Origin of the sequence: Pseudoxanthomonas sp. PXM02, assembly GCF_014851805.1 — a bacterium.
In the GTDB taxonomy this organism is placed as follows: Bacteria; Pseudomonadota; Gammaproteobacteria; order Xanthomonadales; family Xanthomonadaceae; genus Pseudoxanthomonas_A.
The window spans coordinates 731,558-755,981 of record NZ_JACVAK010000001.1 but is presented as its reverse complement, the minus strand read 5'-3'; the positions used below and the strand labels follow the sequence as shown (position 1 = coordinate 755,981).

Here is a 24,424-nt window from a genome sequence, read left to right as displayed (position 1 = left end):
CTGCAACCCTGCTAGGATGCGCGGTGCATTTTTTTCACGGCCGAGGCACCGGCCCCCGGAGACTCCTGAATGACCCGTTTGATCGAGTTCGTGATTGCGTTGGCGCTGGTTCTGGCGCTGTTTCTGGTGATCGGCCTGGTCCTGCCGTCCTCGCGCTCGCTGCAGGAAAGCGTCGAGACCAACCGCCGCATGACCATCGTGTTCGACACGCTGAACAACGTGCGTCGACTGAAGGACTGGAACCCGCTGATCCCGAGCGCGGCCAACGAACTGAGCTACTCCGGTGGCGAGAACAACACGGGCGTCGGCGCGAAGGTGGAGTTCAATTCCGCCAATGCGGCCTGGGGCCAGGGTAGCTGGGAAATCACCTCCAGCGAGCGTCCCGCCACGCAGGGCGCCGCCGGCAAGATCGTCTACACGATCCTCGACAAGCGCATGGGCACGGACAAGCAGGCCACCTTCGACCTGCAGCCGACCGGCAAGGACAACCGCAACGTCAAGATCACCCAGAGCTACCAGGTCACGTACGGTTTCAACCTGATCGGCCGTTACGCCGGCATGTACGTCAGCCGCCACGTCGGCGATGCCGTCAAGGCCGGCCTGGGCAAGCTGACCAACATGCTCGCCACGGTCCCGAACTTCGACTACCGCACCGAAGGCAGCCCGCTGACCGGCCTGAAGGTCGTCGACGTGCCGTCTGAGGACCTGCTGGTCGTCACCGCCGGCAACATCGACCGCACCAACGATGCCATCAAGGGTTCGATCAAGCAGAACCAGGAATGGATCAAGCGCGTGATGGACGCCAACGGCCTGGTCGCCGCCGGCCCGCTGCGCATCATCACCACCGACTTCGGTGCCGAGAAGTACGCCTTCGACATCGCCCAGCCGGTCCGCAAGGCCAGCGCCGCGGCGAAAGCTGAAGCGGCTGCCGAAGCCGCTGCCCCGGTCACCCCGCCGGCGACGCCGGTCGCGTCGACGGGCGAGATGAAGGTCACCATCCCGTCCGGCGCCCCGGTCGAGTACGTCCGCACCGAGGCCCACAAGTCGGCCTTCGCCAGCTACACCGGCTACATGGCCGAGCTCGACAACCAGCGCAACGCGCTGCGCGCCTGGGCTGTCACTGCCGGCCACGAAGTCATCGACCGTCCGTACGAGTCGTGGAAGTCCGGTGTCGATGGTTCCTTCGAAGCCACCGGCAAGTTCGACATCTACTGGGCCGTCAAGCAGTAAACCTCCCGGACGCCCTGTCCCGGATGTCCAGCTCCACGCCAACGCGCCGCTTCATGCGGCGCGTTGCGTTTGTGGGGTGCCGATGCCGGGATGTCGCGTCCTCCGCTGGCAGGATGCCCACCCGATTCTCGGATCGCTGAGCCGATGAACTACGACCGACGCCAACGCAAACCCTCGTTCCTCGCCCTGAGCGGCGGCCTGCTTGCCGCGGTGGCCGTCGGCCTGTCCGCGTATGCCTCGCATGGAATCGCGGCCGCACAGGCGCAGTCACACGTACAGACGGCTGCGCTGTTCGCCTTCGGTCATGGATTGGCGCTTGCGGCGTTGGCGCCCAGCACGACGCGGCGCATGGGTAAGGCGGCGCTCTGCCTGTTGCTGCTGGGTACGCTGCTGTTTGCGGGCAGCCTGGTGGGAGGTGCGCTGTGGGGCCTGCCGACCCGGCTCGCGCCCGCCGGCGGGATCACGCTGATGCTGGGCTGGGTGCTGTGGGCGGTCGACGCCGTCCGTCGTTGATTCCATGCCACGTCACGCGCGCGGCTTCGACACCGAACAGGCCTGGGACCACCTGACCCGGCGCGATCTCAAGCTTGGCGCCTGGATGAAGCGGATCGGCTACATCGAACCGCAACCCACCTGGAAGAAGACGTTCGATCCGGTCGACGCCTTGGCCAGGGCGATCCTGTACCAGCAGTTGAGCGGCAAGGCCGCGGCCACCATCGTGGGCCGTGTCGAAACCGCTATCGCCAGCACGCGCCTGCACTTCGACACGTTGGGTCGCATCGACGACGTGGCGCTGCGCGCCTGCGGCGTATCCGGCAACAAGGCGCTGGCGCTGCGCGATCTGGCGGCGCGCGAGCAGCGCGGCGAGATCCCCACGCTGCGGCAGATGTCGACGATGCACGAGGACGAGATCGTCGCGGCCCTGGTGCCTGTGCGCGGCATCGGCCGCTGGACGATCGAGATGATGCTGATGTTCCGGCTGGGTCGCCCGGACGTGTTGCCGATCGACGATCTGGGCGTGCGCAAGGGCGCGCAATTCGTCGACAGGATGGACGCCATGCCGACGCCGAAGGAACTGGCGGCGCGCGGCGAGAAATGGGGGCCTTACCGCACGTATGCGGCGCAGTATCTGTGGCGTATCGCCGATGCGGGTACCGAGGCGAAGACCCCGACGAAGCGGTCGCAGGACTGACACGACGCTAGGCGCGCGGCAGGTACCGGTCCCACAGCAGGTTGCGGAACCGGTTGTCCGGATCGACGTCCCGTTTGATTGCGGCGAACCGTTCCGCCTGCGGATACGCGCGCATGAACTGACGGCGCGTCGCGTGCAGCCGGTAAGGCAGGTAGTAACGGCCGCCATGGTCCAATGCGGCGTCGATCAGCGCCCGCGTCCAGCCGGTGGCACGCGCGTCCTGCCACGTGCGCTGCTTGTGGTAGAGCACGAAGCAGAACATGTCGCGGTCTGCCCAGCGCATGAGCGAGGTCGTATCCGCGTTCGCGTGGCGGATCGATACGTTGAGCACACCGGCATCCGCGGCGCGGAGGATGGCTCGCATCCGGGCGACGAACGGGCGGAAGGCGCCCATCGGGATGAAGTACTCCTGCAGCAGGTAGGTGGACATCCGCCGCGTGCGTGGCTCGATCGACGCCACGTCCAGGCTGGCTTCGCAGTTGCGCATGATCACGCGCGGCTCGGTCAGCAGGCGTCGCGTCATGTAGCGCTCGCGAAGCGCATCGCCTCCCGGCAGTTCGGTGGCCGACCAGATGAGGTTCTGCTCGCGGCCGTAGTCCAGGCCTTCGGGCACCAGGCGGCGCGCATCGGTCAGCGGCAGGTTTGTGCGCGACCAGGTGATCGCCAACGGCGCATCGAAATCCGGAGGCACCAGATCGCCGTTGTGCATGACGACGTCATCCTTGCCCAGCACGTTCGCCTCGAACCAGTCCGGATAGTCGTCGAGCGGCACCGACGTCACCTTCCGTGCGATACGCGTGTTCGGCGCCAGATCCAGCTCCACTTCGGTAACGACCCCCAGTCCACCATAACCACCGAGCACTGCACCGAAGAGTGCCGGCTCTCTGTCACGGGAGAGTTCCCGCGTGCCGCCGTCTGCGGTGACAAGCTGCAGGGCGCGCACAGTGGTGGCGATCGCGCTTTCGCCGATATAGCGACCATGGCAGTTCACCGACACCGAACCGCCCACGCTGAAGTTGCTGTAGCTCTGCATGACCTTGACGGACAGGTCGTGCGGATCCAGCAGCGTTTGCAGTCGGCGCCACCGCATGCCGGCCTGGACGCGCACCGTGCGTGCGACGGGATCGAGCGCAAGCAAGCGATCCATGCCGGCCAGATCGAACTGCAATGCGTCGGGTTCGCGCGTCTGTCCACCCATGCTGAAGCGCGCGCCGGCGATGCAGGCCGCACCGCGCCACGCGCGCAACGCTGCTGCGACGCCCGAGGTGGTGGTGGGCCTGACGACACCGGCGAGCGGGGTGCTGTCGAGGCGGGCGATGTCGTGGGCCGATCGCGCTTCGGTGCCGCCCGGGTCGCTGCATGCCGGCAGGGCGCCGATGGTGCCGGCCACAAGCGCATAACGCAGTGTGTCGCGACGATGCATGCCGGTCAGGCTGCCGACCGATAACACCAGTGCCACGGTTCGTAGACGATGCCGTGCGGATTGTCGCGGGGATAGCTCATGACGAAGCCGAAGTCGCCTGCGCGACGTGTGAGCCAGGCGAAGGCCAGGGTCTGCTCGAACGATTCTTCCGCAGGCGGTTCGCCGGGCGTGCCGATATCGAGCGCGCATCCGCCATGGTGTTCGCTGTAGCCGGGCGCCGCGTTGACGGTGAGGATCTGCTCCACCGTCTGGCCGCGCGCGAGCTTCCGCTCGAAAATGCCGAGCTGGTAGTCGTGGCTGCGGTAGCCGGAAATCGCTTCGAGGGCCACGCTGTCCTGGTAGGCCGCGCGCTGCATCGCGAGCCACGCGCGGGCGGCGGCCGCGGTCAGCCACAGCGGCCTGCGATAACGGTCGCGTCCGGCGAACACCAGGGCCGCGGGCTCGGCGACCAGCGCCAGACCGCTGCGCTCGCCATACGTGTCGTCCAGTCCGAGCCCGTGCAGGCGTTCCTGCAGCGCATGCAGCGGCAACAGGCCCTGTGCGTCTGTGTCGAAGCCGCGCGTTGTGCTTTCCAGCTGGTCCAGCGCATCCCAGGCTTCGTCGAGCCCCGGTTCGCGGGGCAGGCCAGGCACCAGCGGGTGGACCGCGCGTGCCGAGACGGCGGCAAGGTAACGGCCATCCTGCTTGCGGCGCAGCACCGTGTGAGCACCGGCGAGCACGCGCGCATCGGCATTGCTGCGCACGCGCAGCAGGTCGGCGGGCCACAGCTCGATCCACGACGTGTTGAGCAGCAGCGTCTTCAGTGGCTGGGCGGGCAGGCGGCGCATGTCCGCAGCTTAGCGGTGCGGCGTGGGTGTCGCCAGTTCGCGCAATCGCGCCAGCAGGTCCGCGGGCCGTGCGGGACTCAGCAGCACCATGCCGCCCTCACGCAGGGGCAGGGAGAGGACGCGGGTCCGGTCGGTGACCAGACAGAACGCCTTGGTGAGGTTGCGCAGACGGAAGTGTCCGGCCTTGAAGCCCGGCAGGCCGAAACCGTTGGTCTTCAGCATCGGCGCGAGGTCGGTGTGTTCTTCGAGGCTCAGGACGCGCGCGTGCTCCAGGTCGATGGCTTCCACCGGCAGCTTCTTCGTATAGAACGTCGCCTGCACCTGCAGTTCGCGATTGTCGAGCAGGATCTGGCGCCGCCGCATTGCCAGGGTCAGCACCACGCCCACCAGCAGCACGAACGGGACCACCAGCCAGGCGGCCAGCGGAGGAGGCGTCTGCGAGTCCATCGTCATCGCCACGATCGCCGCACCAATGGCGACCAGCATCGGCAGCCACAGCCACAACGCCGCGTGGGAGGAAAGCGGGGCGACATCGAAGGCGTGCTTCTGGTGCATGGCGATTCCTAGGACTGGAGAGCGTGAGGTTGGCAGGCGGGGAGGTCGGCAACAACAGCCAGCAGACGTCGGGTTTCTTCCGCCAGTCGACGCTGCTGGACTTCTCGCGATATCTGCGAGAACCGGTCTCCCGGCTGGAAGCCATATTGTCCGAACTGCGAGTGATTGGCGCCGGGCATATCGACCCAGCGCGTCGCGGTGGGCAGCAGGGGGCGGTTGCGCGCGACGCGCTCGGGCGTGGCGAGTCCGTCGCGGTCGCCGACTATCTTGGTCACCGGTATCGACAGCGCGGACAGGTCCACGTCGCGGGGATGCGAGGTGGCGACCAGCAACAGGGCGGCACGGTGGTCGGGGTAAGCGAGCACGAAGCGTGAAGCCACTTCGCCACCGCGGGAATGGCCGCCGACGACCCAGCAGCGCACGTCAGGCTGGGCCGCCATGGCATCGAGGCCCCGCCTGAGCACCACCGACCCTTCGGCACCGCCCAGCGCGCCGCGCCGTGGCAGATCCACCACGATGGCGGGATAGCCGGCGTCGGCCGCGCTGCGCGCCAAGCCGGCATAGGCGCGCGGGTCGACCAGCGCGCCGGAGAAGAACAGCAGTCCGGTCGAGCGCGATGGCACAGCACGCGGCCGGAACACCCGATGGTCGTCGCCACGTACTACCGCGACGCGCTCGTCGCCCAGCGCAGCGCGCACGCCGTCCGCGTTCGCGCGGTACGCCAGCAGGCACCAGAGGGTGAAGACGACGGTGGCGACCAGCCCGAGCGTGATCCAGATGCGTTTGATCCGCCTGACGAGCCCGGCCACCGTGTTGTCGCTCAGGTGGGCTTCTTGAAGAACAGGCGCACCGAGATTTCATGCTCGATGAAGAGGGTGCTGACCAGTTCCCAGCCTTGCGTGCTCATCTTGTCCAGCTCCTGCTGGATGCGGTCGGTCAGCTTGCCGGCGAACATCCTGTACGGGACTTCGACGACCTTGTGGCTCCAGCGGTGGTTCATGGCGACTCCTTGTTGTCCTTGTCCTGGGCGCCGCCCTTCGGCAGCCGCCCGGCCTTGCGCAGCGCGTCGCGCAGCACGTATTCGATCTGGGCATTGAGCGATCGCAGTTCGTCGTCCGCCCATCGCTGCGCCGCCGTCAGTACCTCGGCGTTGATGCGTAGCGGATAGGCCTTCTTGTCCTGCTTCTCGCTCACGGATGCTTCCTGTTGCGGCGCAGCTGCAGCACCATCGAGACGATCAATGCATTCACCAGCACCACCATTGCGATCACGATGCCCTGTGCAAGCCTGTCGTCATCGCCGGCCCAGTAGATGCCGACGGCGCCGGCCTGGATCGCCAGTCCCACCAGCACCCAGTGCAGGGCCATGCCGCGTGAGCGGTCGTCGGTCGCGCGGCTCATCCACGCGCCGATGAGCAGGGCAGGAAGGCCGGAGGCGGCGAGGATCAGCGGGACGAGGGCATGCATGCCGGATGGCCCGCGTCAGTAGATGGAGCCGGTGTTGACGATGGGCTGGGTTCCGCGCTCACCGCACAGCACGACCAGCAGGTTGCTGACCATCTGCGCCTTGCGCTCTTCGTCCAGCTTCACCACGTCGTTCTTCTGCAGTTCGGCCAGCGCCATTTCCACCATGCCGACCGCACCGGCGACGATGCGCGTGCGCGCCGCGATCACCGCGTTGGCCTGCTGCCGTTGCAGCATGGCCTGCGCGATTTCAGGAGCGTAGGCGAGGTGGCTGATGCGCGCCTCGATCACATCCACGCCGGCCTTGCCCAGGCGCTCGGCGATCTGCTCCTGCAGGTGCTGCGAGATTTCCTGCGGATGGCTGCGCAGCGCGATCTGGCCTTCTTCGTGCTGGTCGTATGGATAGCTGGACGCCATCGCGCGCAGCGCGGCCTCGGACTGGATATGCACGAAGCTCTCGTAGTCGTCGACGTTGAACACGGCCTCGGCCGAGTCGACCACCTGCCACACGATCACCGCGGCGATCTCGATCGGACTGCCGTCCAGCTCGTTGACCTTCAACCTGCTGCTTTCGAAATTGCGGATGCGCAGCGAGACCTTGCGCTTGCTGAAGAAGGGGTTGTTCCAGCGCAGGCCGTTGTCCTTGACCGTGCCGACGTACTTGCCGAACAGGCTGAGGACGGCGGACTGGTTAGGTTCCAGCTTGTAGAGCCCGGCCATCAGGAACATGAGCACGAAGCCGAGCAGGGCAGCCAGCCCCATGTAGCCGGGCTGTTTGTCCGCGGCGCCCGCGATGAAGACGGCGACGACTCCCAGGCCCAGCACCAGCAGGCCGAGCAGGGTCGGGATTCCGGACAGCGACGACTTGGCGTTTTCTTTCATGGTCTTGGTCTCAGGACGGGATCACAGCAGCGACAGGCCGACGCCTGCAGCAAGCAGGGCAGCGGAGAGAAGGAGGAAGCCGGGGGCAACCCGATGCGCCTGGGACGGCCAGCGGCGCTGAACCTGATGGATCACGTGGAGCATGGTGGATCCCCTTCGGTGTTTCCGATGACTAGAAAGATATCAATTTGATATCAGATGTCAACGATGCGGCGGCGCCGTCTGTCGGCCTGCCCGTTAAACTGGCGCACCCTCTTCCGGACCGCCCCCGCATGACCACTCTTGGAACCCCACTGTCGCCCCATGCCACCCGCGTCCTGCTGCTGGGGTCGGGCGAACTGGGCAAGGAAGTGGCAATCGAACTGCAGCGTTTCGGGGTGGAAGTCATCGCCGCCGACCGCTACGCGGATGCGCCGGCCATGCAGGTGGCGCATCGTTCGCATGTTCTGGACATGCTGGATCCGGCCGCCATCCGCGCGCTGATCGCCAGCGAGAAGCCGCACCTGGTGGTGCCGGAGATCGAGGCGATCCATACCGAAACTCTGGTTGCGCTGGAAGCCGAAGGTGCTGCCCGCGTCATTCCCACCGCGCGCGCCGCGAGGCTGACGATGGACCGCGAAGGCATCCGCCGTCTCGCCGCCGAAACGCTCGGTCTGCCGACCTCGCCGTACCGCTTCGTCGACACGCGCGAGGAGTACCACGAAGCGGTGAAGGCGATTGGTCTGCCTTGCGTGGTGAAGCCGGTGATGTCGTCGTCCGGCAAGGGCCAGAGCACGCTGCGTGGCGAGGCCGATATCGATCCGGCCTGGGACTACGCCCAGACCGGTGGCCGTGCCGGCGCGGGCCGCTGCATCGTGGAAGGCTTCATCGACTTCGATTACGAGATCACGCTGCTGACGGTGCGTCATGCCGGCGGCACCGCGTTCTGCGACCCCATCGGCCACTGGCAGAAGGACGGCGACTACCGCGAGAGCTGGCAGCCGCAGCCGATGTCGCCGCGCGCGCTGGAGCGCGCGCAACAGATCGCGAAGGCCGTGACCGACGACCTGGGCGGCTGGGGCCTGTTCGGCGTGGAGCTGTTCGTGAAGGGCGATGACGTGTGGTTCAGCGAGGTTTCGCCGCGCCCGCACGATACCGGCCTGGTCACGCTGGTCTCGCAGGAGCTTTCCGAATTCGCGCTGCACGCACGCGCCATCCTTGGGCTGCCGATTCCGGTGATCCGCCAGAGTGGTCCGTCCGCGTCGTGCGCGATGCTGGCGCACGGCCACGGTGTGCCGGTGTTCGGCAACGTGGAAGGCGCGCTGACGACACCGGATACCGCGCTGCGCCTGTTCGGCAAACCGCGTGTGGAAGGGCATCGCCGGGTAGGCGTGACGCTCGCACGCGCGGCAGACACCGACCTGGCGCGTGCGGTGGCGCGTGACGCAGCCGCCGCCATCACCATCGAACTGAAGTGAGGCCCGGGCCATGAACGGAAACACCGGCTACGCCGTCTTTTTCTTCCCGCAGGCGCTTGAAGCGCTGGGCGAGGCGATCAAGCCTTACCTGACCGACCAGCCCGACGGTCCGCACATCTTCTGCAAGGAGATCGATACCGGTGGCGCCTTCACCGAGATGACCCTGGTCGGCAAGAACGCTGACGGGCATGAGGTGCAGGTGGAACTGATGGTGCCCGGCAGCATGATCCGGATGATCGTTTCCGCGCAGAACGAATCGCTGTTCGGATTCGGGCCGCGGGCAGCCGCTGCGTCGGCGCCTACAGCGTAAGGTCCACCCACACCAGATGATGGTCGCTGCCATCGGCGATGGCGGCGTCCGACTGGTCCTTCTTCGGCCAGAACACGCCACTGCCGCTCAGGCTGAAGCCGGTCGACGGCAGCACATAATCAAGTCGCAGCGCGCCGTTGCGACGCCCGAAGTCGCCGGTAACGTGTGCGGGCGCGCCGCGGCGTTGCAGCCCCTTGGCGGCATAGGCGAGCGCAGTCTCTTCGCCGCCTTCGCTGTGCGGCGTAGCCATGCGCATCACGCGTGGGTGTTCGAGCAGTTCGATGATGGCCTCGTGATGCCCGTCGCCATCGGCAGGATCGTTGTTGAGATCACCGGCGATGACGAAGCGCGCATCCGCCGCCAGTCCGCCGCACTTCCCTTGATCGTCGCAGAGCCACGACGCATCGCCCGCCGTCAGGTAATCGCGCCACAACCGGATCTCGTCGGCATTGCGCATACCGTTGCGGTTCTCCGGCCCGTCGAATACCGGTGGCGTCGGGTGCGAGACCAGGAAGTGCACCACGCCGCCCGGCGTGCGTACCGGCACGTCCCAGTGGGACTTCGACGACAGGCGCAGCTGCTTCCAGATGGCGTCCGGATAGAACGCCAGCTTCGTCGTGGGATCGACGGGATTCATGGCGCCGGGCATCGTGCTCCAGCGCAGCAGCTGGAACGTGCGTACCTGCGCGTCGTCGATCGGGAAGCGCGACAGCACCAGCATGCCGTACTGGCCAGGGTGCAGGCCGTAGCCCCAGGCATCGTTGCCGCGCTCGCGGCCGCTGGTGCCGACCGAGCCGTTGCGATCCAGGTCCAGGCCGCTGGGCACGCCGGTGTTCACCGGCGCGAGGTAACGGTAGGCGTACTGCAGCGGCTCGCCACCACCGGGCTGGGCGACTTCCAGATAGCGTTGCTGGAAAAGATCGGCGGCGCGATGTGCGTCGTCGTAGTCGAACTCGTTGAGCAGTACCAGGTCCGGCCGCACTTTCTGCAGCACCGCGGCAATCTTGCGCGCATGTGTGTCGTCGCCTTCCAACTGTCGGATCACGCCACCCACGTCGTCCGAGAACAGCGACGTGTTGTACGTCGCCACGCGGAGCGCCGTGGGCTGGCCACCGGCGGGCGCCTCCATCGTGGTGGAAGAACTGCAGGCGGCCAGGGTCATCGTGAGCAGAAGGAAGAGGGTACGCATGCGCGGATTCTGTCATGTCAGCATGACAGGCGTAAAAAAGGCGCCCCGGAGAACCGGGGCGCCGCAGGCTAACGACGAGTTGGCCCGGTGGAACGCTTAGAACGCGCAGCCCATCGCCGCATACGCGGTCTTGGCCTGGTCCATCGCGGTCTTGCACTGGGCGGCCAGTGCGGTCTTGTCGGTCATGGCCGACCAGCCGGCCTTCGACTGCTCGATGCCCTGCTTCATCATGTCGCGCTGGGCTTCCGGCACCTTGTCGCTGATGCAGGCGTAGACCTTTTCGAGGTACTGGTCGCACTCGGGAACGCCGGTGCCGGCGTCGACGGTGTCGGTCGGGGCGGCAACCTCGGCAGGCGCCGCGTCGACTTCGACGCCCGCGGAGGCGGCGGGGGCCTCGACGGTCGGCGCGTCGGCAACCGGTGCTGCGTCATCGGCGGGCTTGCAGGCGGCCAGGGCCAGGGTGGTCAGTGCCGCAAGGGCGAGAATGTTGAACTTCATGAGCGCTCCAGACGATTGGATGTGATGTTGCAGCGCCGATGCAGGTGCGCATCGGCGGCACATTCTGTGTGCTCGATCACGAAGTTGCTATTTACATTTGTGTCTCACGCTAAGCGCGTGAGTGTGATGTAACGAATCACAAATCAGCGCGGATCCAACCGCGCCCGTCGAAGCGTTCGAGGGGAGCAAAGCGACGCTTGTAATCCATCTTGCGATGGCCATCGATCCAGTAGCCGAGATAGAGATGCGTGTAGCTGTCGCGACGCGCCCATTCGATCTGGCGCAGGATCGCCAGCGTGCCGAGACTGCGCGACTCCATCGCAGGATCGTAGAACGTGTAAACGGCAGAGAGTGCACCGGGAATGACATCGGTCACTGCGACCGCCAGCAGGCGTCCGTTTTCACGCAACTCCACGAAACGCCCACGCGACCAGCTGCCGACCAGGAACTGGTCGAATTCGGTGGCGCCGTGATCGTCCATGCCACCAAGAGGATGTCGTGCCGCGAGATAGCGACGGTAGAGCGCGAGGTGCTCTTCGTCGCGCAGCGCCGCCACGATTCGCGTATCCACGCCCGCATTGCGCGCCGCACAGCGACGCTGGCTGCGATCGGGCGTGAAATCCGCTACCGGGATGCGCACGGCGACGCACGCGCGGCACTGCCGGCAATGTGGTCGATAGACGATGTCGCCGGAACGTCGGAAGCCCCAGCCCAACGCATCCGGATACAACTGCGGCAGGCGGGGATCGCGTGGGTCCAGCACCAGATCGCGCGCGACGCGGTCGGGCCAGTAACCGCACGGATGCTCGCCGGTGTGGAACAGGCGCAGGTCGTCGATGGCGTGCGTGTTCTCGCCCATGTCATCCTGTCCAGCGCGATGCCAGCGGCCAGAACGCGAGCCCCGCGAGCGCGCCTGTCACGGCGCCGGCGACCAGGTCACGATGGGTATGTCGTTGCAATGCAAGCCGCGACCACGCCACGGCGCCCGCGAACAGCAGGGCGACGAGCATCCACACGGTTCCCAACTCGCGCAGCAGGCAGGCCGCAAAGACGACGAATGCCAGGTGTAGCGACAATTTGCACCAGCGCGCCGTCAGCATCGCGATCAGGATCATCGCCGCGGACAACGCCAGGCCCAGCGCGAACAGGGGTTGCCCGCCGCGCCATGCCATCAGCACGGCACCCGCCGTGAGCGCCACCAGCAGGAAGCGGTTCAACGCGCTGCGCTCGTGCCTGGCACTGGCATCGACATGCGACCAGCGGCCCCGGCGCACCTGCCACCAGGAGTAGCCAATCACCAGCGCGCCGAACGCGCCGAAGCCTGCAGCCGACCAAAGAGCCGTGCGGCCGTCGCCCTGCATCAGCACGATCGCCAGCACGGCCATCGGCAGCACCAGCATCGGGTGGCCGAAGATCGACAGCGCGCGGGCGAGGGGAAGGGGCATGCGGTCAGCATACTGCGGGGCCGCCGTCGCGTGGATCGCGACCATCCGCTGGCTGAACGCGCCCGTCCGCGCGTCAACCGCCGGGGTGCGGGCGCGTTTTCCGTGTCAGTGGCGCAGGTGGCGCCGCACCTTCAGGAGAACACGATGAACCGCAAGACCCTGCTTTTCGTGGCCGTGCTGGCCGCCCTTGGCGCCGGATCCGCGTTCGCCGCCACGCAGGCTGGCGATGCGCAGAAGCCGGCGCGTACCAGCCTCGACAAGAACAGCGACGGTGTGATCGACAAGGCCGAGGCCGCCGCGCATCCGCGCCTGGCCGAGCGTTTCGCCGAACTGGACAAGAACGGCGACGGCAAGCTGACCGCCGACGAACGCCCGGAACGCAAGGGCATGCGCGGCCATGGCCGTCATGGCGGCCCGCGTCACGGCGATGGCTTCAAGAAGCTCGATACCGACGGTGACGGCCGGATCAGCAAGGCGGAAGCCGCCGCTGATCCGCGCTTCGCCGCCCGCTTCGACACGATGGACGCCAACAAGGACGGCGTGATCGATCGCGCCGACCGCGAGCTGCGCGGCAAGCAGCGTCGTGACGAATGGTTCGCCAAGGCCGACGCCGACAAGGACGGCAAGCTGACCCGCGCCGAGATCGACCAGGCCGATGTCGCCCGCCGCGCCGAGTTCCAACAGCGTGCACAGGCACGCATGGACGAGCGCTTCACCGGGCTGGACACGAACAAGGATGGTCGTCTGTCGCGTGACGAAGTGAAGGACAAGGGCCGTTTCGCCGAACGGTTCGATGCGCTGGACACCAACAAGGACGGCTTCCTGTCCAAGGAAGAACTGACGGCCGGCAAGCCCGCCCGTCGTTGAACCATCAGAGAAGGCGTGCACCCGGTGATCCGGGTGCACGCGGAGGCTGTCAGAGCACCAGACGGCCGGACATGACCAGTCCGGCAAGCAGGCCCGCCGTCGCCAGCGTCACCGCCAGCGCGAGTCCCCATCTCCGCCAGAAGCGCTGACGCTCCATGCAGCGGCGCACACCGTCGGGATCGCGTGCCAGGTCACGAGCCTGGCGACGTTCCAGGATGCGCGGCAGCCAGCGACCGGACGTCCAGCAGATGACGGTCATGTAGCCCAGGGTCAGGGCCGTATGCGGGATCCATCCGGGTATCCGTGCCAAGGCACTGATGCCGGCGATGAAGGCGAAGATGGCGAAGGTGTTCACCGCGCCATACCGCAGCAGTTCGTCGCGTTCGCGCGCATCCAGTGGGTCGCGCAGGTATTTGCGGATGCCGAACCAGACGGCGCCAACGCCTACCAGCGTGCCGAAGGCCGTGGCGCCCAGTGCGCCGCCCACCAGTTTCAACAACCCTTTCCCCGCCAGTGCGCCGCCGGTGCCCAGCACGACTGCGCCGGCCGAGGGAGGCGCCGCGATCGCGAGCAGGCCGAGGATGCCGCTGGCGAATGCCGCCGACGGCGCCGACGTGCGTGCGAACTCCCCGAAACGCACCATCAGTTCCTCGCGCACATAGTGGCGCGCGCGCGACAGCCGTTTGCGTACCGCGGCGTCGGTGATGCCCAGCAGGGACGCGACCTGCTGTGAGCGTTGGCCTTCCCGGTAGTACAGCAACAGGACTTCGCGGCTGTCCTCCGGCAGGGCGGCGATCACCTCGCGCGCCAGCGCCTCCTGTTCGGTCTGCAACAGCATCTCGACGGGTGTGGGCGCGGTGTCTGCCGCCAGCGTCACCGCGATCTCGGCGGATGCGCCCGTCATCGGCCGACGGCGCTGCGCACGCAGGTGGTCACGGGCGAGGTTGCGGGTGATTTCGCGCAACCACGGCAGGAAGCTGTCGGGATTCTTCAGCGTCGCCAGTTGCCGCCAGCCTTTCAGGAAGGCTTCCTGTGCGATGTCTTCACTCGCCTGCACGTCGCGGGTGATCGCCAGTGCGATGCCGGTCACCGCGTTCTGGCATAGCGCCACCACGCGGCCATAGGCGGCCTGGTCGCCACGCGCGGCGGCGGGCAGGGCATCTCGCAGGGAAAGTTCGATTGCCAGGGCGTCCATCGGATCTCGCTTCTACCGGGTCATGCGGGCACGACGACCGGCGCAGCGAAGTGTGACCCAACCCGGCAAGGCCAGCCTCAGAACGCCAGGCGACCGGTACGGACCAGCACGAACACGATGGCGCCGATGGCCAGCAGGCTGCTGCCTGCCACGGCCTGCTTGCCGATCAGGTAGTCGTAGCCGCGGCGGCGCTGGTTGGCCGGATGCGCGAGGATCGGGTCCATGATGCGGGGCAGGATGGCCAGGTACTGGTAGTTCACCGCGAACAGGCCGACGACCGTGGTGATCACGATGGGCTGCCAGCCCGTCGCCAGCACCGTCGCCAGCATCATGCAGAACAGCCAGGCCGAGCCGGTGATGGTGTTGAGCGCCATGAAGCGTCGCACCTGCTGTCGTTCCTGTGCCGTCTGGCAGAAGCGGGCCAGGTACCACCACGTGAGCGCGTAGCCGATGAGGCCGCCGACCACGCCGCCGATGGCGCCCCACAGCGCGCCGGGATGCTGGGTGATCTGCTCGAAGATGACCCCGAGCGAGCCGCCCGCGACGCCGCCGGTGACACCGCCGGTGGTCATGCCGCCCGTGCCGATCTTGCCGAGCAGGCCGCTGCCCAGCACGCCGGAACCGATCATCGTCGCCGCGCTCGCGGCCGGCATCGCACCCACCAGTCCCCCCATCACGATCATCGTGAAGGCGGCCGTCGGTGCGGTGGAGCGGGCGAACTCACCGAACCGCTGCATCAGTTCATCACGCACCAGGGCACGGGCACGCGACAGGCGCTTGCGCACGGCGGCATCGCTCAGCCCGAGGAGGTCGGCCACCTGCTGCGAACTCTGGCCTTCGCGATAGAACAGCAGCAGGGTTTCGCGGCTGTCTTCCGGCAGGGAGGAAATGATCTCGTTCGCGGCGAGTTCTTCTTCGGTCTGCAGCAGGCGTTCGGCCGGCGTCGGATCGGGATCGGCGGCCATGCCGATGGCGATCTCGGCCACTTCGCCCGACATCGGCCGCCCATGCTGGGCGCGCAGCCAGTCGCGGGCCAGGTTGCGGGTGATCTGCCGCAGCCAGGGCAGGAAGCTGGCACTGTTCTTCAGCCGGTCGAGCTGCTGCCACGCCTTCAGGAACGCTTCCTGGGCGATGTCCTCGCTGGCCTGCACGTCCCGGGTGATCGCCAGGGCGATCGCGGTCACCGTGTTCTGGCAGGCATGGACGATGCGGCCGTAGGCCTCCTGGCTGCCCTGCGTAGCGGCGGGCAGTTCGGTCTGCAGCATCAGGTCGAGGGCGATCGCGTTCATGGCACCGGCGTCATCAAGGGAACTGATGACCCGGACGGGCCGGGGCGCTGGATGTGACCGGATGGTCGACCGGATGTCGCAACCTTGCGCCGCAGACCATGCACGGGCTCAGCCGCCGCTGACGGGCTGGATGCGGATGCGGTCTTCCTCTTCCTCCGCCGGTGCCGGCTCGGCAGGCGGCGCCTGTTCCAGTTGTGGCTGCGGCACCGCGGCCGGTGGCGGCGCAGGGCGCCGCATCCACATCACGACGGCCGCCAGCGCGATCAGCGCCAGCAGGATCAGGCGGATGCGCCAGGCCCAGGGACGCTGCGGTGCGGCCTCGTCCTGCGGACTGTTGAACGTCAGCGTGGGCGCATAGCCGGGGCGGGTGCTTTCCAGCAGGCCGGCGTCGCGCAGCAGTTCACGCGCACGCGGCTGGTCGTCGGCGTGGCGCACCCAGACGGCGGGCTGCAATTGCGCCTTGACCGGTTCGGTGTAGCTGAACTGACCACCGCGCTTGCTGTGGTACGAGCGGCCGTTGCTGATGTGCACGGGGATGCCCGCGTCGGTCAGCAGCTTGGCCACGCCTTCGACGGTTTCGATCCGCTGGCTGGAAAACACCTGTCGCATGATTTTTCCTCAGTCCTTCGCCGGCACGGCCGAGGCCGCCTCGGCATCGGGGACCACGCGGATCAGGCCCTCCTGCGCGGTGCTGGCGACCAGCCGGCCCTGACGGTCGAAAATCTGCCCGCGTGCCAGACCGCGAGAGCTGCTCGCGCTGGGGCTGTCGATGGAATACAGCAGCCAGTCGTCGGCGCGGAACGGGCGGTGGAACCACAGCGCATGGTCCAGCGACGCCATCTGCACGTTGGGCTGGTAGTAGCTGATGCCGTGCGGGTAGGTCGCTGTGCCCAGCAACTGGAAATCGGACGCGTAGGCGAGCAGGGCGCGATGCAGTTCCGGCGAATCGCCGACCGGTTCGCTCAGGCGGAACCACACCTGCTGGAACGGCGGGCGCTTGGGCGGGTTCAGCTCATCGCGGGGATAGACGTGGCGGAACTCGAACGGGCCGCGACGCGACATCCAGCGCTGCACCTTCGGCGGCAGCGATGCCATCACCTCGGCCGGCACCGGCGGCGCAGGCGCGATGTCTTCCGGCTGCGGCACTTCCGGCATCGACAACTGGTGTTCCGCGCCTTCTTCCTCGGCCTGGAACGAGGCGGCGCAGAAGAAGACCACGCGGCCGTGCTGGATGGCGGTGACCCGGCGTACCGAGAAGCTGCCGCCGTCGCGCGTGCGGTCCACTTCGTAGACGATTGGCGCCTCGATGTTGCCCGCACGCAGAAAATAGGCATGCAGCGAGTGCGCGCGGCGCTCGCCGGCACTGCCGCCCACCGTCGCCTGCGCGGCCGACAGCGCCTGGCCCAGCACCTGGCCGCCGAACACGTACTTGGTGCCGATATCGCGGCTCTGGCCGCGGAACAGGTTGTCTTCCAGCCGCTCCAGCGACAGCAGTTCGATCAGTTCGGAGACGACGGGTTCGGGAGCGGGCACGGCGGAGCCTGGGATACGTGGCGAGCGGCGATTATAGCGGCCGCCCGTGCGCGGCCCGGTCAGGGCAGCAGGCGCTGCAGCGGCGTGGTGCGCATTACCTCATCCCAGGGGAACAGCGGGCCCGGATCCATCTTGCGGTGGACGAGTACGTCAGGATCGTCGCTGGCCGGCTCGCAGGCGGTGTCGAGGTCTTCGTGGCCTGCGATGAAGCGCAGCGACGGCAACTCGTGCTGCAGGTCCGCCAGCAGGGCAGCCAGCGAGGCGATCTGTGCAGCGGTGTAGGGCTCTTCCATCGTCTGGCTGCCCGTGGCCAGCCATTGCGGATAGCGGCCTGTATTGACCAGTTCGATGCCGACCGAGCGCGGGTTGTAGCCGCGCACGTGGTGGGCGATGCGGCCCGGGCGCACATACATATGCACGCTGCCGTCGCGATCGACGTAGTAGTGGCCGCTGTTGCCGGTGCCGGAGGCATGCAGGACGCGCTCGCCGTATTCGCGCGCGGTGGCCAGATCCGGCAGTTCCGTGCAGTGGATGACCACCAGGTCGATCTGGTCCAGCGGTCGCGCGTCCAGCCTGTCCTCGTAGGGCAGGGGATCGACGACGCACTCGAAAACAGGGTGTTCGTTGCTCATGCTTCGATGCTAGCAGGCGAGGGCGGGCACCGGGCCGCTCCGGTAAACTGCCGGCCTCCCACGTCGCGCGGGTCTTCCCATGCCGCTCAATCCCGACTCCCCGCTGGCCAAGCTGATGGCGACGCTGCCGCGTGCCGGCAAGGTGGAATGGATCGGCCTGCGTCCCGCGCGCGACGAGATCATGGTCGCCACGGACACGGTGGAAGCCGTTACCGGCGGTGGCCTCGTCGGCGACCGCTACAAGGGCGGCAGCGGCAAGCGCGGCATCACCCTGATCCAGGCCGAGCACCTGCCCGCAATCGCCGCGTTGGCGCAGCGGCCCGATCTGGTGCCGTCCCTGCTGCGCCGGAACGTGGTGGTGTCGGGCATCCCGCTGATCGCGCTGAAGGAGCGCCGCTTCCGCATCGGCGACGCGGTCTTCGAAGGCACGGAGGAATGCGATCCGTGCTCGCGCATGGAGGACGCATTGGGTCCCGGCGGCTACAACGCCATGCGCGGCCATGGTGGCCTGTGCGCGCGCATCGTCGAAGGCGGCAGGTTCCGCCTGGGCGACGCGGTGGAGGCGCTGTGATGCGGGGGCACTGCATTCTGTCGCACGGTTTCGAGAGCGGCCCGGACGCGACCAAGGTCACCGCGTTGGCGGAGGTCGCCGAACGCCTGGGCTGGAGCCACGAACGTCCCGATTACACCGATCTGGACGCACGTCGTGACGTCAGTTCGCTGGGCGACGTGGTCGCGCGCCTCGATCGCCTCCGCGCGCTGGCGCAGGCCGCCGCGACGCGTGGCCCGGTGGTGCTGGCCGGCTCGAGTCTCGGTGCCTACATTGCGGGTCGCATCTCGCTGGAAGTCCCCGTGCGCGGCCTGTTCCTGATGGCACCACCGATCACGATGGGTCCGCTGCCGGAACTGGATGCCGCGTCGGTGCCGGTATCGATCATCCATGGCTGGGACGACGAACTGATTCCCGCACAGGCCGTGGTGGAGTGGGCGTTCCCGCGCCGCGCGCGCCTGCTGCTGGTCAACGACTCGCATCGCCTGTCCGACCATGTCGGTGCGTCCGCCGACGCGTTCGGCCAGTTGCTCGCCTCGCTCTGATCCGTTTGCCGGACTGGCGTTCAGGTCGCGTCCCGGTGCGGGCGCGCGGTTGCCGCTAGAATCGCGCCCGGTTTCCCTCCCAGGTATTACGCCCATGCGTCATTGATGCCGCCGTCGCTTGACGGCCCAGGTCCCTGCCGGCCCCCGTGCCGGAGGCGTTCCCGTGGCATCACATGGCATCCGCATGACGACTCCGTTCCTGACGCTCGACCGCGCGTCGTTGTCCCTGCCCGACGGCAGGGTGTTGTTCTCCGATCTCGACCTGCATCTCGACGACCGCCCCACGGGCCTGGTCGGACGCAATGGCGTGGGCAAGAGCGTGCTCGCACGCCTGCTGGCGGGTGAGATCGCACCGACCTCCGGCCAGCACACCGCACGCGGTCGCGTGCACTACCTGCCGCAGCAGGTCCGCGTGACCGAGGGCGCCACCGTTGCTTCGCTCGCCGGCGTGGGCGCGTGGATCGACGCCCTCGCACGCATTGAAGCCGGCAGCAGCGATGTGCGCGACTTCGACACGCTGGGCGACCGCTGGGACATCCGCCAGCGGTTCGCTCAGGCGCTGGTGGCACAAGACCTGCCCGATCTCGACCCCGGGCGGGCCGCGGTCACGCTCAGTGGCGGCGAAGCCATGCGCGTCGCGCTGGCGGGCGCGTTCCTGTCCGGGGCGGATGTCCTGATCCTCGACGAGCCCAGCAATCATCTCGACGCGGCGCAGCGTCGTCACCTGCATGCACAGCTCGCGCACTGGGAGAAAGGGTTGCTGGTGATCAGCCATGACCGTCGCCTGCTCGACGCAATGGCGCGCATCGGGGAACTGTCGCCACAGGGACTGCGCACGTATGGCGGCGGTTACGCGTTCTACGCCCGATGCAAGGCGGAGGAGCGTGCGCAGGCGGAGCGCGAACTCGCGCACGCCAAGGCCGCTGTGCAGCGCGAGGAGCGGCTGTTGCGCGACCAGCATGACCGCCAGCAGCGACGGCAGGCGCGTGGACACCGCGACGCGCGCGACGCCAACCTGCCGCCGATCCTGCTCGGCCTGCGCAAGTCGCGCAGCGAACAGAGTGCGGGTCGGTTCGTCGTTCGGCAGCAGGTCGCACGCGAGCACCTCGCGCTGCAGCTGCGGGAGGCTGCACGCAAGCAGGCGTCGGCGGTGGAACTGGCGATGTTCGCACCGTCGGTCGCAGCGAAGGATCGTGTCGTCGTACGCATGGAGCGCGCCGCGCTGCCCTTCGTGCCGGCCTCGGCGAACGGCATGGATCTGCTCGTCACCGGCCACCAGCGGATCGGCGTGTCCGGTCCCAATGGCAGTGGCAAGTCCACGCTGTTGCGGATGATGGCGGGGCAGATCGCGCCGTCGAGCGGGCGTTGTACCGTCCATGTGCCCGTGGCCTGGCTGGACCAGCGGCTGGCCGGGCTGGATCCCGACGCCAGTGTGTTGGCGCAACTGCGCGAGGCCAATCCCGATGCGGGCGACGCCGTCCTGCGAACACGATTGGCCCTGCTTGGGCTGGAGGCCCACCACATCGAGGGTCCCAGCGGACGCCTGAGCGGCGGCGAGCGCCTGAAGTCAGCGCTGGCCTGCGTCCTGTACGCCGCCGAGCCTGCGGGCCTGCTATTGCTGGACGAACCCGGCAACCACCTGGACCTGGACGGTCTGGAAGCGCTCGAGAGCATGCTGCGGCAGTACCGCGGTGCGCTGATCATCGTCTCCCACGACGAGGCCCTGCTGGAACGCCTGGACCTGACCCATCGGCTGCAGTTGTCGCGTGAAGGGGCCCTGCTGACGTCGTGCTGAGGCCGTACTGACGCGGTTTTCCGTGTGTTCCACGCCCCGATCCTGCAAAATTGCGGCCGTCCGCGCGCTGTCGTCCCGAATTCCGGAGTGTTCCCTTGAAGTTCTTTGTTTCCTGCGCGAAAGGCCTGGAATACCTGCTCGCCGACGAGTTGACCGCGCTGGGCGTGCCCAAGGCCACCGCGACCGTCGCCGGCGTCAATGCCGATGGCGAGTTGGCGGATGCACAGCGCGCCGTGCTGTGGTCGCGGCTGGCCAGCCGCGTGTTGTGGCCGATCGCCGAGTTCGAATGCCTCAACGAGCAGGCGCTGTACGACGGTGTGATGGCGATTGCCTGGGAAACGCATACGCGTCCCGAGCTGACGCTGTCGGTGGACGCGCACGTGTCGGGGGGTGCGATCACCCATGCGCGCTATGCCGCGCAACGCGTGAAGGACGCGGTGGTGGACCGCCTGCGCCAGCAGGGACTCGAGCGCCCGTCGGTGGACGTCGAACAGCCGGACGTTCGTATCAACCTGTCGCTGCGCAAGGGACGCGCGACCATTTCGATCGACCTCGGTGGTGGCCCAATGCACCGCCGTGGCTGGCGCCAGGCGCAGAACGACGCGCCGCTGAAGGAAAACCTCGCAGCCGCCGTGCTGATGCGCGGCGGTTGGCCGGCGCTGTACCACGACGGCGGTGCGCTGCTTGACCCGATGTGCGGCAGCGGCACGCTGCTGATCGAGGGCGCGCTGATGGCAGCCGATGTCGCGCCCGGTCTGCAGCGGCACGGCAGCGCGCTGCCGTCGCGCTGGTCGGGATTTGATGTCGAGGCCTGGCGCGCGCTGTTTGCCGAGGCGGTGCAGCGGGAGGCAGAAGGGCGCAAGGCATTGCGACCGGTGTTCTTCGGCAGCGACATCGACCTGGGTTCGATCCGCGCGGCGCGGGACAACGCAGTACTCGCCGGGCTGGCGGGCCAGCTGCAGTTCGAAGCCCATGACGTGGAGCAACTGCCGGTGCGCGAGGAGCCGCGTGGCCTGGTGGTCTGCAATCCGCCGTACGACGAGCGTCTCGCCGCCGACGCCGATCTGTACCGAGCGCTGGGCGACGCGTTGCAGCGGGCCGTGCCGCAGTGGCGTGCCAGTCTTCTGTGCGGCAACGCCGATCTCGGCTACGCCACCGGCCTGCGCGCGGCAAAGAAGTACCAGCTGTTCAACGGCGCGATCGAATGCGCGCTGATCGTCTGCGATCCGATCGCCACGCCGGCGCGCGAGCCGCGCGAGGCCAAGCCGCTGTCGGATGGCGCGCAGATGGTCGCCAACCGCCTGCGCAAGAACCTGAAGAAGTTCAAGAGCTGGCGCACGCGCGAAGGCGTCACCTGTTATCGCGCCTACGACGCGGACCTCCCCGAGTACGCGGCGGCGATCGATGTGTACGTGGAGGAGGGCGGACAGGCCCGCACCTTCCTGCACGTGCAGGAATACGCGGCACCGGCCAGCATTCCCGAACACGATGTGCGTCGCCGCTTCAGCGAGCTGCTGGCGGCCACGCGCGAGGTGTTCGGCGTGCCGCAGGAGCAGATCGCGGTGAAGTCGCGCGAGCGCGGCAAGGGCGGTGCCAAGTACGGCCGCATGCAGCAGCGCGACGAGTTCGTCGTCGTGCAGGAGTCCAACGCATTGCTGCGGGTGAACCTGTTCGACTACCTCGACACGGGTCTGTTCCTCGATCATCGCCCCTTGCGTCGTCGCATGGCGCAGGAGGCACGCGGCAAGCGGTTCCTCAACCTGTTCTGCTACACCGGCGTGGCCAGTGTGCAGGCGGCGGTGGCCGGCGCGGCGACCACGACCAGCGTGGATCTGTCGGCGACCTACCTGCAGTGGTGCGCGGACAACCTGGCCGAGAACGGCCTGGGCGGCGCGAAGCACCGGCTGGTGCAGGCCGACGCCGTGCGCTGGCTGGAGGCCGAGCAGGCCGAATACGACCTGGTGTTCTGCGATCCGCCGACGTTCTCCAACTCCGCACGCGCCGACGACTTCGATGTGCAGAAGGAGCACGTGCGCCTGCTGCGCGCCGCCGTGGCGCGGCTGGCACCGGGCGGCGTGCTGTACTTCAGCAACAACTTCCGCCGTTTCCGCCTGGACGAGAACGCGGTCGCCGAGTTCGCGCGCTGCGAGGACATCAGCGCGGGTACGATTCCGCCGGATTTCGAGCGCAATGCCCGCATCCACCGCGCCTGGCGGTTGACGCGGGCGTAGCGCCGCGGATCAGCCGACGATCAGGACGAAATCGCCGCGCTGCGAGGCCATCGACAGCGCGAGCGTGCTGCGCCGTGATGCCAGGTCCGCCGCCGACAGGGACGTGCTGGGCGGATGCGCGCGATAGCTGGCATCGTCCGCCAGCGTGTCGCGGACCACGTAGCCCATCAGCACGTTGACCAGTTCGCCCAGCGCGTCGACGGCGAGTTCGTCGTCGCACTGCGCGGGCGTGATCGACAGCAGCGCGCAGGCCATCGCGTGCATGGTGGCGCGGGAGCAGCCCACGCCGACCAGCAGCGATTCCGTGCCAGCCTCGATGCGCACATGCGCGGTCACGTCGCAGGCGTCGAGCGCGGCGTCGTCGGCGATGCCCGAGGCCTGGCACTGGCTGCCCATCAGGCGCGGGAACAGACGGTTGCTGACGCGGATCGCGCTGGTGGCGGCGTCGGCCAGCGCATGCCCGGCGATGCCGAGCGCGAGCGCATGGTTGGCTTCGTCCAGGTCGCGACGGTGCGCGACCAGTTCGGCGTCCAGTTGTTCGGCGCTCAGCGTGCCCTGTTCGACCAGGATCTGGCCGAACAGCTTGCGGCCCTTCTTCTGCGCGGCCAGCAGCACGTCGAGCTGCCCGGCATCCAGCAGGCCCATTTCCAGCGCGATGTCGCCGAACCGGCGGTCTTCCGCGCGCTGGCGGTCGTTGATGCGTCGCGCCTGCGCGGCATCCAGCATCTGGTGATGCACGGCGAGCTCGCCGAGCAGGGGATTGGAGGCGCGCTGCGCGTCAAGCGCGGCCAGCAGTTGCGCCGAGGTGATGGTGCCGCGTTCCAGCAGGAACTGGCCCAGGAATTTCGCTGCCATGGTGTGGTCTCGTACTGAAGAGGAAGGAGAACGTGCGCGCGGTCAGGCGACCGCTTCGTGCAGCACGCGATCCATCACTTCCGGATCGATGGGCTTCTGCAGGTACGACTTCGCGCCCAGCTTAAGGCATTCCTCGATGTCGCCCTGTCCACCGAGCGAGCTCAGGATCACCACGCGGGCACCCGGATCGAGCGACAGGATCTGGCCGAGCGCCTGCTTGCCGTCGCATTCCGGCATCACCAGGTCCATCAGCACCACGTCGGGCTTGAGGGCCTGGTACTGGTTGACGGCTTCGTTGCCGTTGCCGGCTTCGCCGACGACCTCGAAACCGCAGTCTTCCAACTGGCGCGCGGCCAGCATGCGCAAGGCGCGCGAATCGTCGCAAAGCAGGACGGTAGGACGTGACGTCATGGTGATGGATCCCCCTGTTGGATCGTTTGACGCCCGCATCGTCGATCGAC

General features: G+C 67.8%; 29 protein-coding genes and 1 pseudogene. 10 read left to right on the top strand and 20 right to left on the bottom strand.

The window, feature by feature from the left end; all coding sequences use genetic code 11:
• Positions 1 to 69 precede the first annotated feature (69 nt).
• The 3 genes from IB225_RS03575 to IB225_RS03565 all read left to right on the top strand — a co-directional run bounded on the left by IB225_RS03575 (position 70) and on the right by IB225_RS03565 (position 2,422).
• Positions 70 to 1,230 (top strand): polyketide cyclase, encoded by a 1,161-nt coding sequence (locus IB225_RS03575; RefSeq protein WP_192309798.1) that lies wholly within the window; start codon positions 70 to 72, stop codon positions 1,228 to 1,230.
• Positions 1,231 to 1,374: 144 nt separating this feature from the next.
• Positions 1,375 to 1,743 carry a DUF423 domain-containing protein gene (locus IB225_RS03570; RefSeq protein ID WP_192309797.1) on the top strand — a complete coding sequence of 123 codons (369 nt, stop codon included), beginning with the start codon at positions 1,375 to 1,377 and terminating at the stop codon, positions 1,741 to 1,743.
• 4 nt (positions 1,744 to 1,747) lie between these two features.
• On the top strand, positions 1,748 to 2,422 hold the full coding sequence (locus IB225_RS03565; RefSeq protein WP_192309795.1) for a DNA-3-methyladenine glycosylase: 675 nt from the start codon (positions 1,748 to 1,750) through the stop codon (positions 2,420 to 2,422).
• Positions 2,423 to 2,429: 7 nt separating this feature from the next.
• Here the strand turns inward: IB225_RS03565 and IB225_RS03560 are convergent, their stop codons facing one another.
• From IB225_RS03560 to IB225_RS20490, 9 genes are read right to left on the bottom strand one after another with little or no spacing between them, the layout of a single operon-like run.
• Positions 2,430 to 3,881, bottom strand: a complete 1,452-nt coding sequence (locus IB225_RS03560; RefSeq protein ID WP_345776564.1) for an FAD-binding oxidoreductase — start codon at positions 3,879 to 3,881, stop codon at positions 2,430 to 2,432.
• Complete coding sequence (locus IB225_RS03555; RefSeq protein ID WP_192309793.1) at positions 3,851 to 4,672, bottom strand: M15 family metallopeptidase; 822 nt, start codon at positions 4,670 to 4,672, stop codon at positions 3,851 to 3,853. The genes IB225_RS03560 and IB225_RS03555 overlap by 31 nt, the downstream gene beginning before the upstream one ends.
• 9 nt (positions 4,673 to 4,681) lie before the next feature.
• Positions 4,682 to 5,227, bottom strand: coding sequence for a PH domain-containing protein (locus IB225_RS03550; protein WP_192309792.1), 546 nt, complete (start codon positions 5,225 to 5,227; stop codon positions 4,682 to 4,684).
• Positions 5,228 to 5,235: 8 nt separating this feature from the next.
• Complete coding sequence (locus IB225_RS03545) at positions 5,236 to 6,036, bottom strand: alpha/beta hydrolase (RefSeq protein WP_192309790.1); 801 nt, start codon at positions 6,034 to 6,036, stop codon at positions 5,236 to 5,238.
• Positions 6,037 to 6,047: 11 nt separating this feature from the next.
• Complete coding sequence (locus IB225_RS03540; RefSeq protein WP_192309788.1) at positions 6,048 to 6,227, bottom strand: DUF4177 domain-containing protein; 180 nt, start codon at positions 6,225 to 6,227, stop codon at positions 6,048 to 6,050.
• Positions 6,224 to 6,421 carry an Arc family DNA binding domain-containing protein gene (locus IB225_RS03535; RefSeq protein ID WP_192309786.1) on the bottom strand — a complete coding sequence of 66 codons (198 nt, stop codon included), beginning with the start codon at positions 6,419 to 6,421 and terminating at the stop codon, positions 6,224 to 6,226. Before IB225_RS03535 ends, IB225_RS03540 begins: the two co-directional genes overlap by 4 nt.
• The gene (locus IB225_RS03530; protein ID WP_192309785.1) at positions 6,418 to 6,693 is read right to left on the bottom strand and encodes a hypothetical protein; all 276 of its coding nucleotides are present in this window, start codon (positions 6,691 to 6,693) and stop codon (positions 6,418 to 6,420) included. Before IB225_RS03530 ends, IB225_RS03535 begins: the two co-directional genes overlap by 4 nt.
• A 15-nt stretch (positions 6,694 to 6,708) precedes the next feature.
• Positions 6,709 to 7,572 (bottom strand): SPFH domain-containing protein, encoded by an 864-nt coding sequence (locus tag IB225_RS03525; protein ID WP_192309783.1) that lies wholly within the window; start codon positions 7,570 to 7,572, stop codon positions 6,709 to 6,711.
• 21 nt (positions 7,573 to 7,593) lie between these two features.
• Entirely contained in the window at positions 7,594 to 7,716 is a 123-nt protein-coding gene (locus tag IB225_RS20490) for a hypothetical protein (protein ID WP_255527957.1), read from the bottom strand.
• A gap of 128 nt (positions 7,717 to 7,844) precedes the next feature.
• Between IB225_RS20490 and purT the strand changes: the two genes are divergently transcribed.
• Both purT and IB225_RS03515 read left to right on the top strand, forming a co-directional pair.
• Positions 7,845 to 9,029, top strand: coding sequence for a formate-dependent phosphoribosylglycinamide formyltransferase (gene purT / locus IB225_RS03520; protein WP_192309781.1), 1,185 nt, complete (start codon positions 7,845 to 7,847; stop codon positions 9,027 to 9,029).
• Between the two features lie 10 nt (positions 9,030 to 9,039).
• Positions 9,040 to 9,339, top strand: coding sequence for a hypothetical protein (locus tag IB225_RS03515; RefSeq protein WP_192309779.1), 300 nt, complete (start codon positions 9,040 to 9,042; stop codon positions 9,337 to 9,339).
• Here the strand turns inward: IB225_RS03515 and IB225_RS03510 are convergent.
• From IB225_RS03510 to IB225_RS03495, 4 genes are all read right to left on the bottom strand, one after another.
• Positions 9,329 to 10,501, bottom strand: coding sequence for an endonuclease/exonuclease/phosphatase family protein (locus IB225_RS03510; RefSeq protein ID WP_345776590.1), 1,173 nt, complete (start codon positions 10,499 to 10,501; stop codon positions 9,329 to 9,331). The two genes, IB225_RS03515 and IB225_RS03510, sit on opposite strands and share 11 nt — an antisense overlap.
• Positions 10,502 to 10,624: 123 nt before the next feature.
• Positions 10,625 to 11,026, bottom strand: a complete 402-nt coding sequence (locus tag IB225_RS03505) for a hypothetical protein (protein ID WP_192309776.1) — start codon at positions 11,024 to 11,026, stop codon at positions 10,625 to 10,627.
• A gap of 136 nt (positions 11,027 to 11,162) precedes the next feature.
• Positions 11,163 to 11,885 carry an arginyltransferase gene (locus tag IB225_RS03500; protein WP_192309774.1) on the bottom strand — a complete coding sequence of 241 codons (723 nt, stop codon included), beginning with the start codon at positions 11,883 to 11,885 and terminating at the stop codon, positions 11,163 to 11,165.
• 1 nt (position 11,886) lies between these two features.
• On the bottom strand, positions 11,887 to 12,471 hold the full coding sequence (locus IB225_RS03495; protein WP_192309772.1) for a phosphoesterase: 585 nt from the start codon (positions 12,469 to 12,471) through the stop codon (positions 11,887 to 11,889).
• Positions 12,472 to 12,615: 144 nt separating this feature from the next.
• On the opposite strand from IB225_RS03495, the pseudogene IB225_RS03490 reads away from it, so the two are divergent.
• Positions 12,616 to 13,125, top strand: a pseudogene (locus tag IB225_RS03490) (calcium-binding protein); the annotation flags it as partial.
• 262 nt (positions 13,126 to 13,387) lie between these two features.
• Here IB225_RS03490 and IB225_RS03485 read toward each other — a convergent pair.
• The 5 genes from IB225_RS03485 to IB225_RS03465 all read right to left on the bottom strand — a co-directional run bounded on the left by IB225_RS03485 (position 13,388) and on the right by IB225_RS03465 (position 17,987).
• The gene (locus tag IB225_RS03485; RefSeq protein WP_192309769.1) at positions 13,388 to 14,533 is read right to left on the bottom strand and encodes a sigma-70 family RNA polymerase sigma factor; all 1,146 of its coding nucleotides are present in this window, start codon (positions 14,531 to 14,533) and stop codon (positions 13,388 to 13,390) included.
• 77 nt (positions 14,534 to 14,610) lie between these two features.
• On the bottom strand, positions 14,611 to 15,822 hold the full coding sequence (locus tag IB225_RS03480; protein ID WP_192309767.1) for a sigma-70 family RNA polymerase sigma factor: 1,212 nt from the start codon (positions 15,820 to 15,822) through the stop codon (positions 14,611 to 14,613).
• Between the two features lie 108 nt (positions 15,823 to 15,930).
• Positions 15,931 to 16,431 (bottom strand): DUF2007 domain-containing protein, encoded by a 501-nt coding sequence (locus IB225_RS03475; protein ID WP_192309766.1) that lies wholly within the window; start codon positions 16,429 to 16,431, stop codon positions 15,931 to 15,933.
• A gap of 9 nt (positions 16,432 to 16,440) precedes the next feature.
• Positions 16,441 to 17,355, bottom strand: a complete 915-nt coding sequence (tesB, locus tag IB225_RS03470; protein ID WP_345776563.1) for an acyl-CoA thioesterase II — start codon at positions 17,353 to 17,355, stop codon at positions 16,441 to 16,443.
• Positions 17,356 to 17,414: 59 nt separating this feature from the next.
• The gene (locus IB225_RS03465; RefSeq protein ID WP_192309764.1) at positions 17,415 to 17,987 is read right to left on the bottom strand and encodes an N-acetylmuramoyl-L-alanine amidase; all 573 of its coding nucleotides are present in this window, start codon (positions 17,985 to 17,987) and stop codon (positions 17,415 to 17,417) included.
• Between the two features lie 79 nt (positions 17,988 to 18,066).
• On the opposite strand from IB225_RS03465, the gene IB225_RS03460 reads away from it, so the two are divergent.
• The 4 genes from IB225_RS03460 (at position 18,067) to rlmKL (ending at position 23,108) form a co-directional block, all read left to right on the top strand.
• Positions 18,067 to 18,558, top strand: a complete 492-nt coding sequence (locus IB225_RS03460; RefSeq protein ID WP_192309762.1) for an MOSC domain-containing protein — start codon at positions 18,067 to 18,069, stop codon at positions 18,556 to 18,558.
• A complete protein-coding gene (locus tag IB225_RS03455; protein ID WP_192309760.1) occupies positions 18,555 to 19,082 on the top strand; it encodes an alpha/beta fold hydrolase in 528 nt (175 codons plus the stop codon). The genes IB225_RS03460 and IB225_RS03455 overlap by 4 nt, the downstream gene beginning before the upstream one ends.
• 184 nt (positions 19,083 to 19,266) lie before the next feature.
• Positions 19,267 to 20,877: an ABC-F family ATP-binding cassette domain-containing protein gene (locus IB225_RS03450; protein ID WP_192309759.1), complete on the top strand. Its 1,611-nt coding sequence runs from the start codon at positions 19,267 to 19,269 to the stop codon at positions 20,875 to 20,877.
• Positions 20,878 to 20,972: 95 nt separating this feature from the next.
• The gene (gene rlmKL, locus IB225_RS03445) at positions 20,973 to 23,108 is read left to right on the top strand and encodes a bifunctional 23S rRNA (guanine(2069)-N(7))-methyltransferase RlmK/23S rRNA (guanine(2445)-N(2))-methyltransferase RlmL (RefSeq protein ID WP_192309757.1); all 2,136 of its coding nucleotides are present in this window, start codon (positions 20,973 to 20,975) and stop codon (positions 23,106 to 23,108) included.
• 9 nt (positions 23,109 to 23,117) lie between these two features.
• Here rlmKL and IB225_RS03440 read toward each other — a convergent pair whose 3' ends face one another.
• Complete coding sequence (locus tag IB225_RS03440; RefSeq protein ID WP_192309755.1) at positions 23,118 to 23,963, bottom strand: chemotaxis protein CheX; 846 nt, start codon at positions 23,961 to 23,963, stop codon at positions 23,118 to 23,120.
• A 42-nt stretch (positions 23,964 to 24,005) separates the two neighbouring features.
• Complete coding sequence (locus tag IB225_RS03435) at positions 24,006 to 24,374, bottom strand: response regulator (RefSeq protein WP_192309754.1); 369 nt, start codon at positions 24,372 to 24,374, stop codon at positions 24,006 to 24,008.
• Between the last annotated feature and the right edge of the window lie 50 nt (positions 24,375 to 24,424).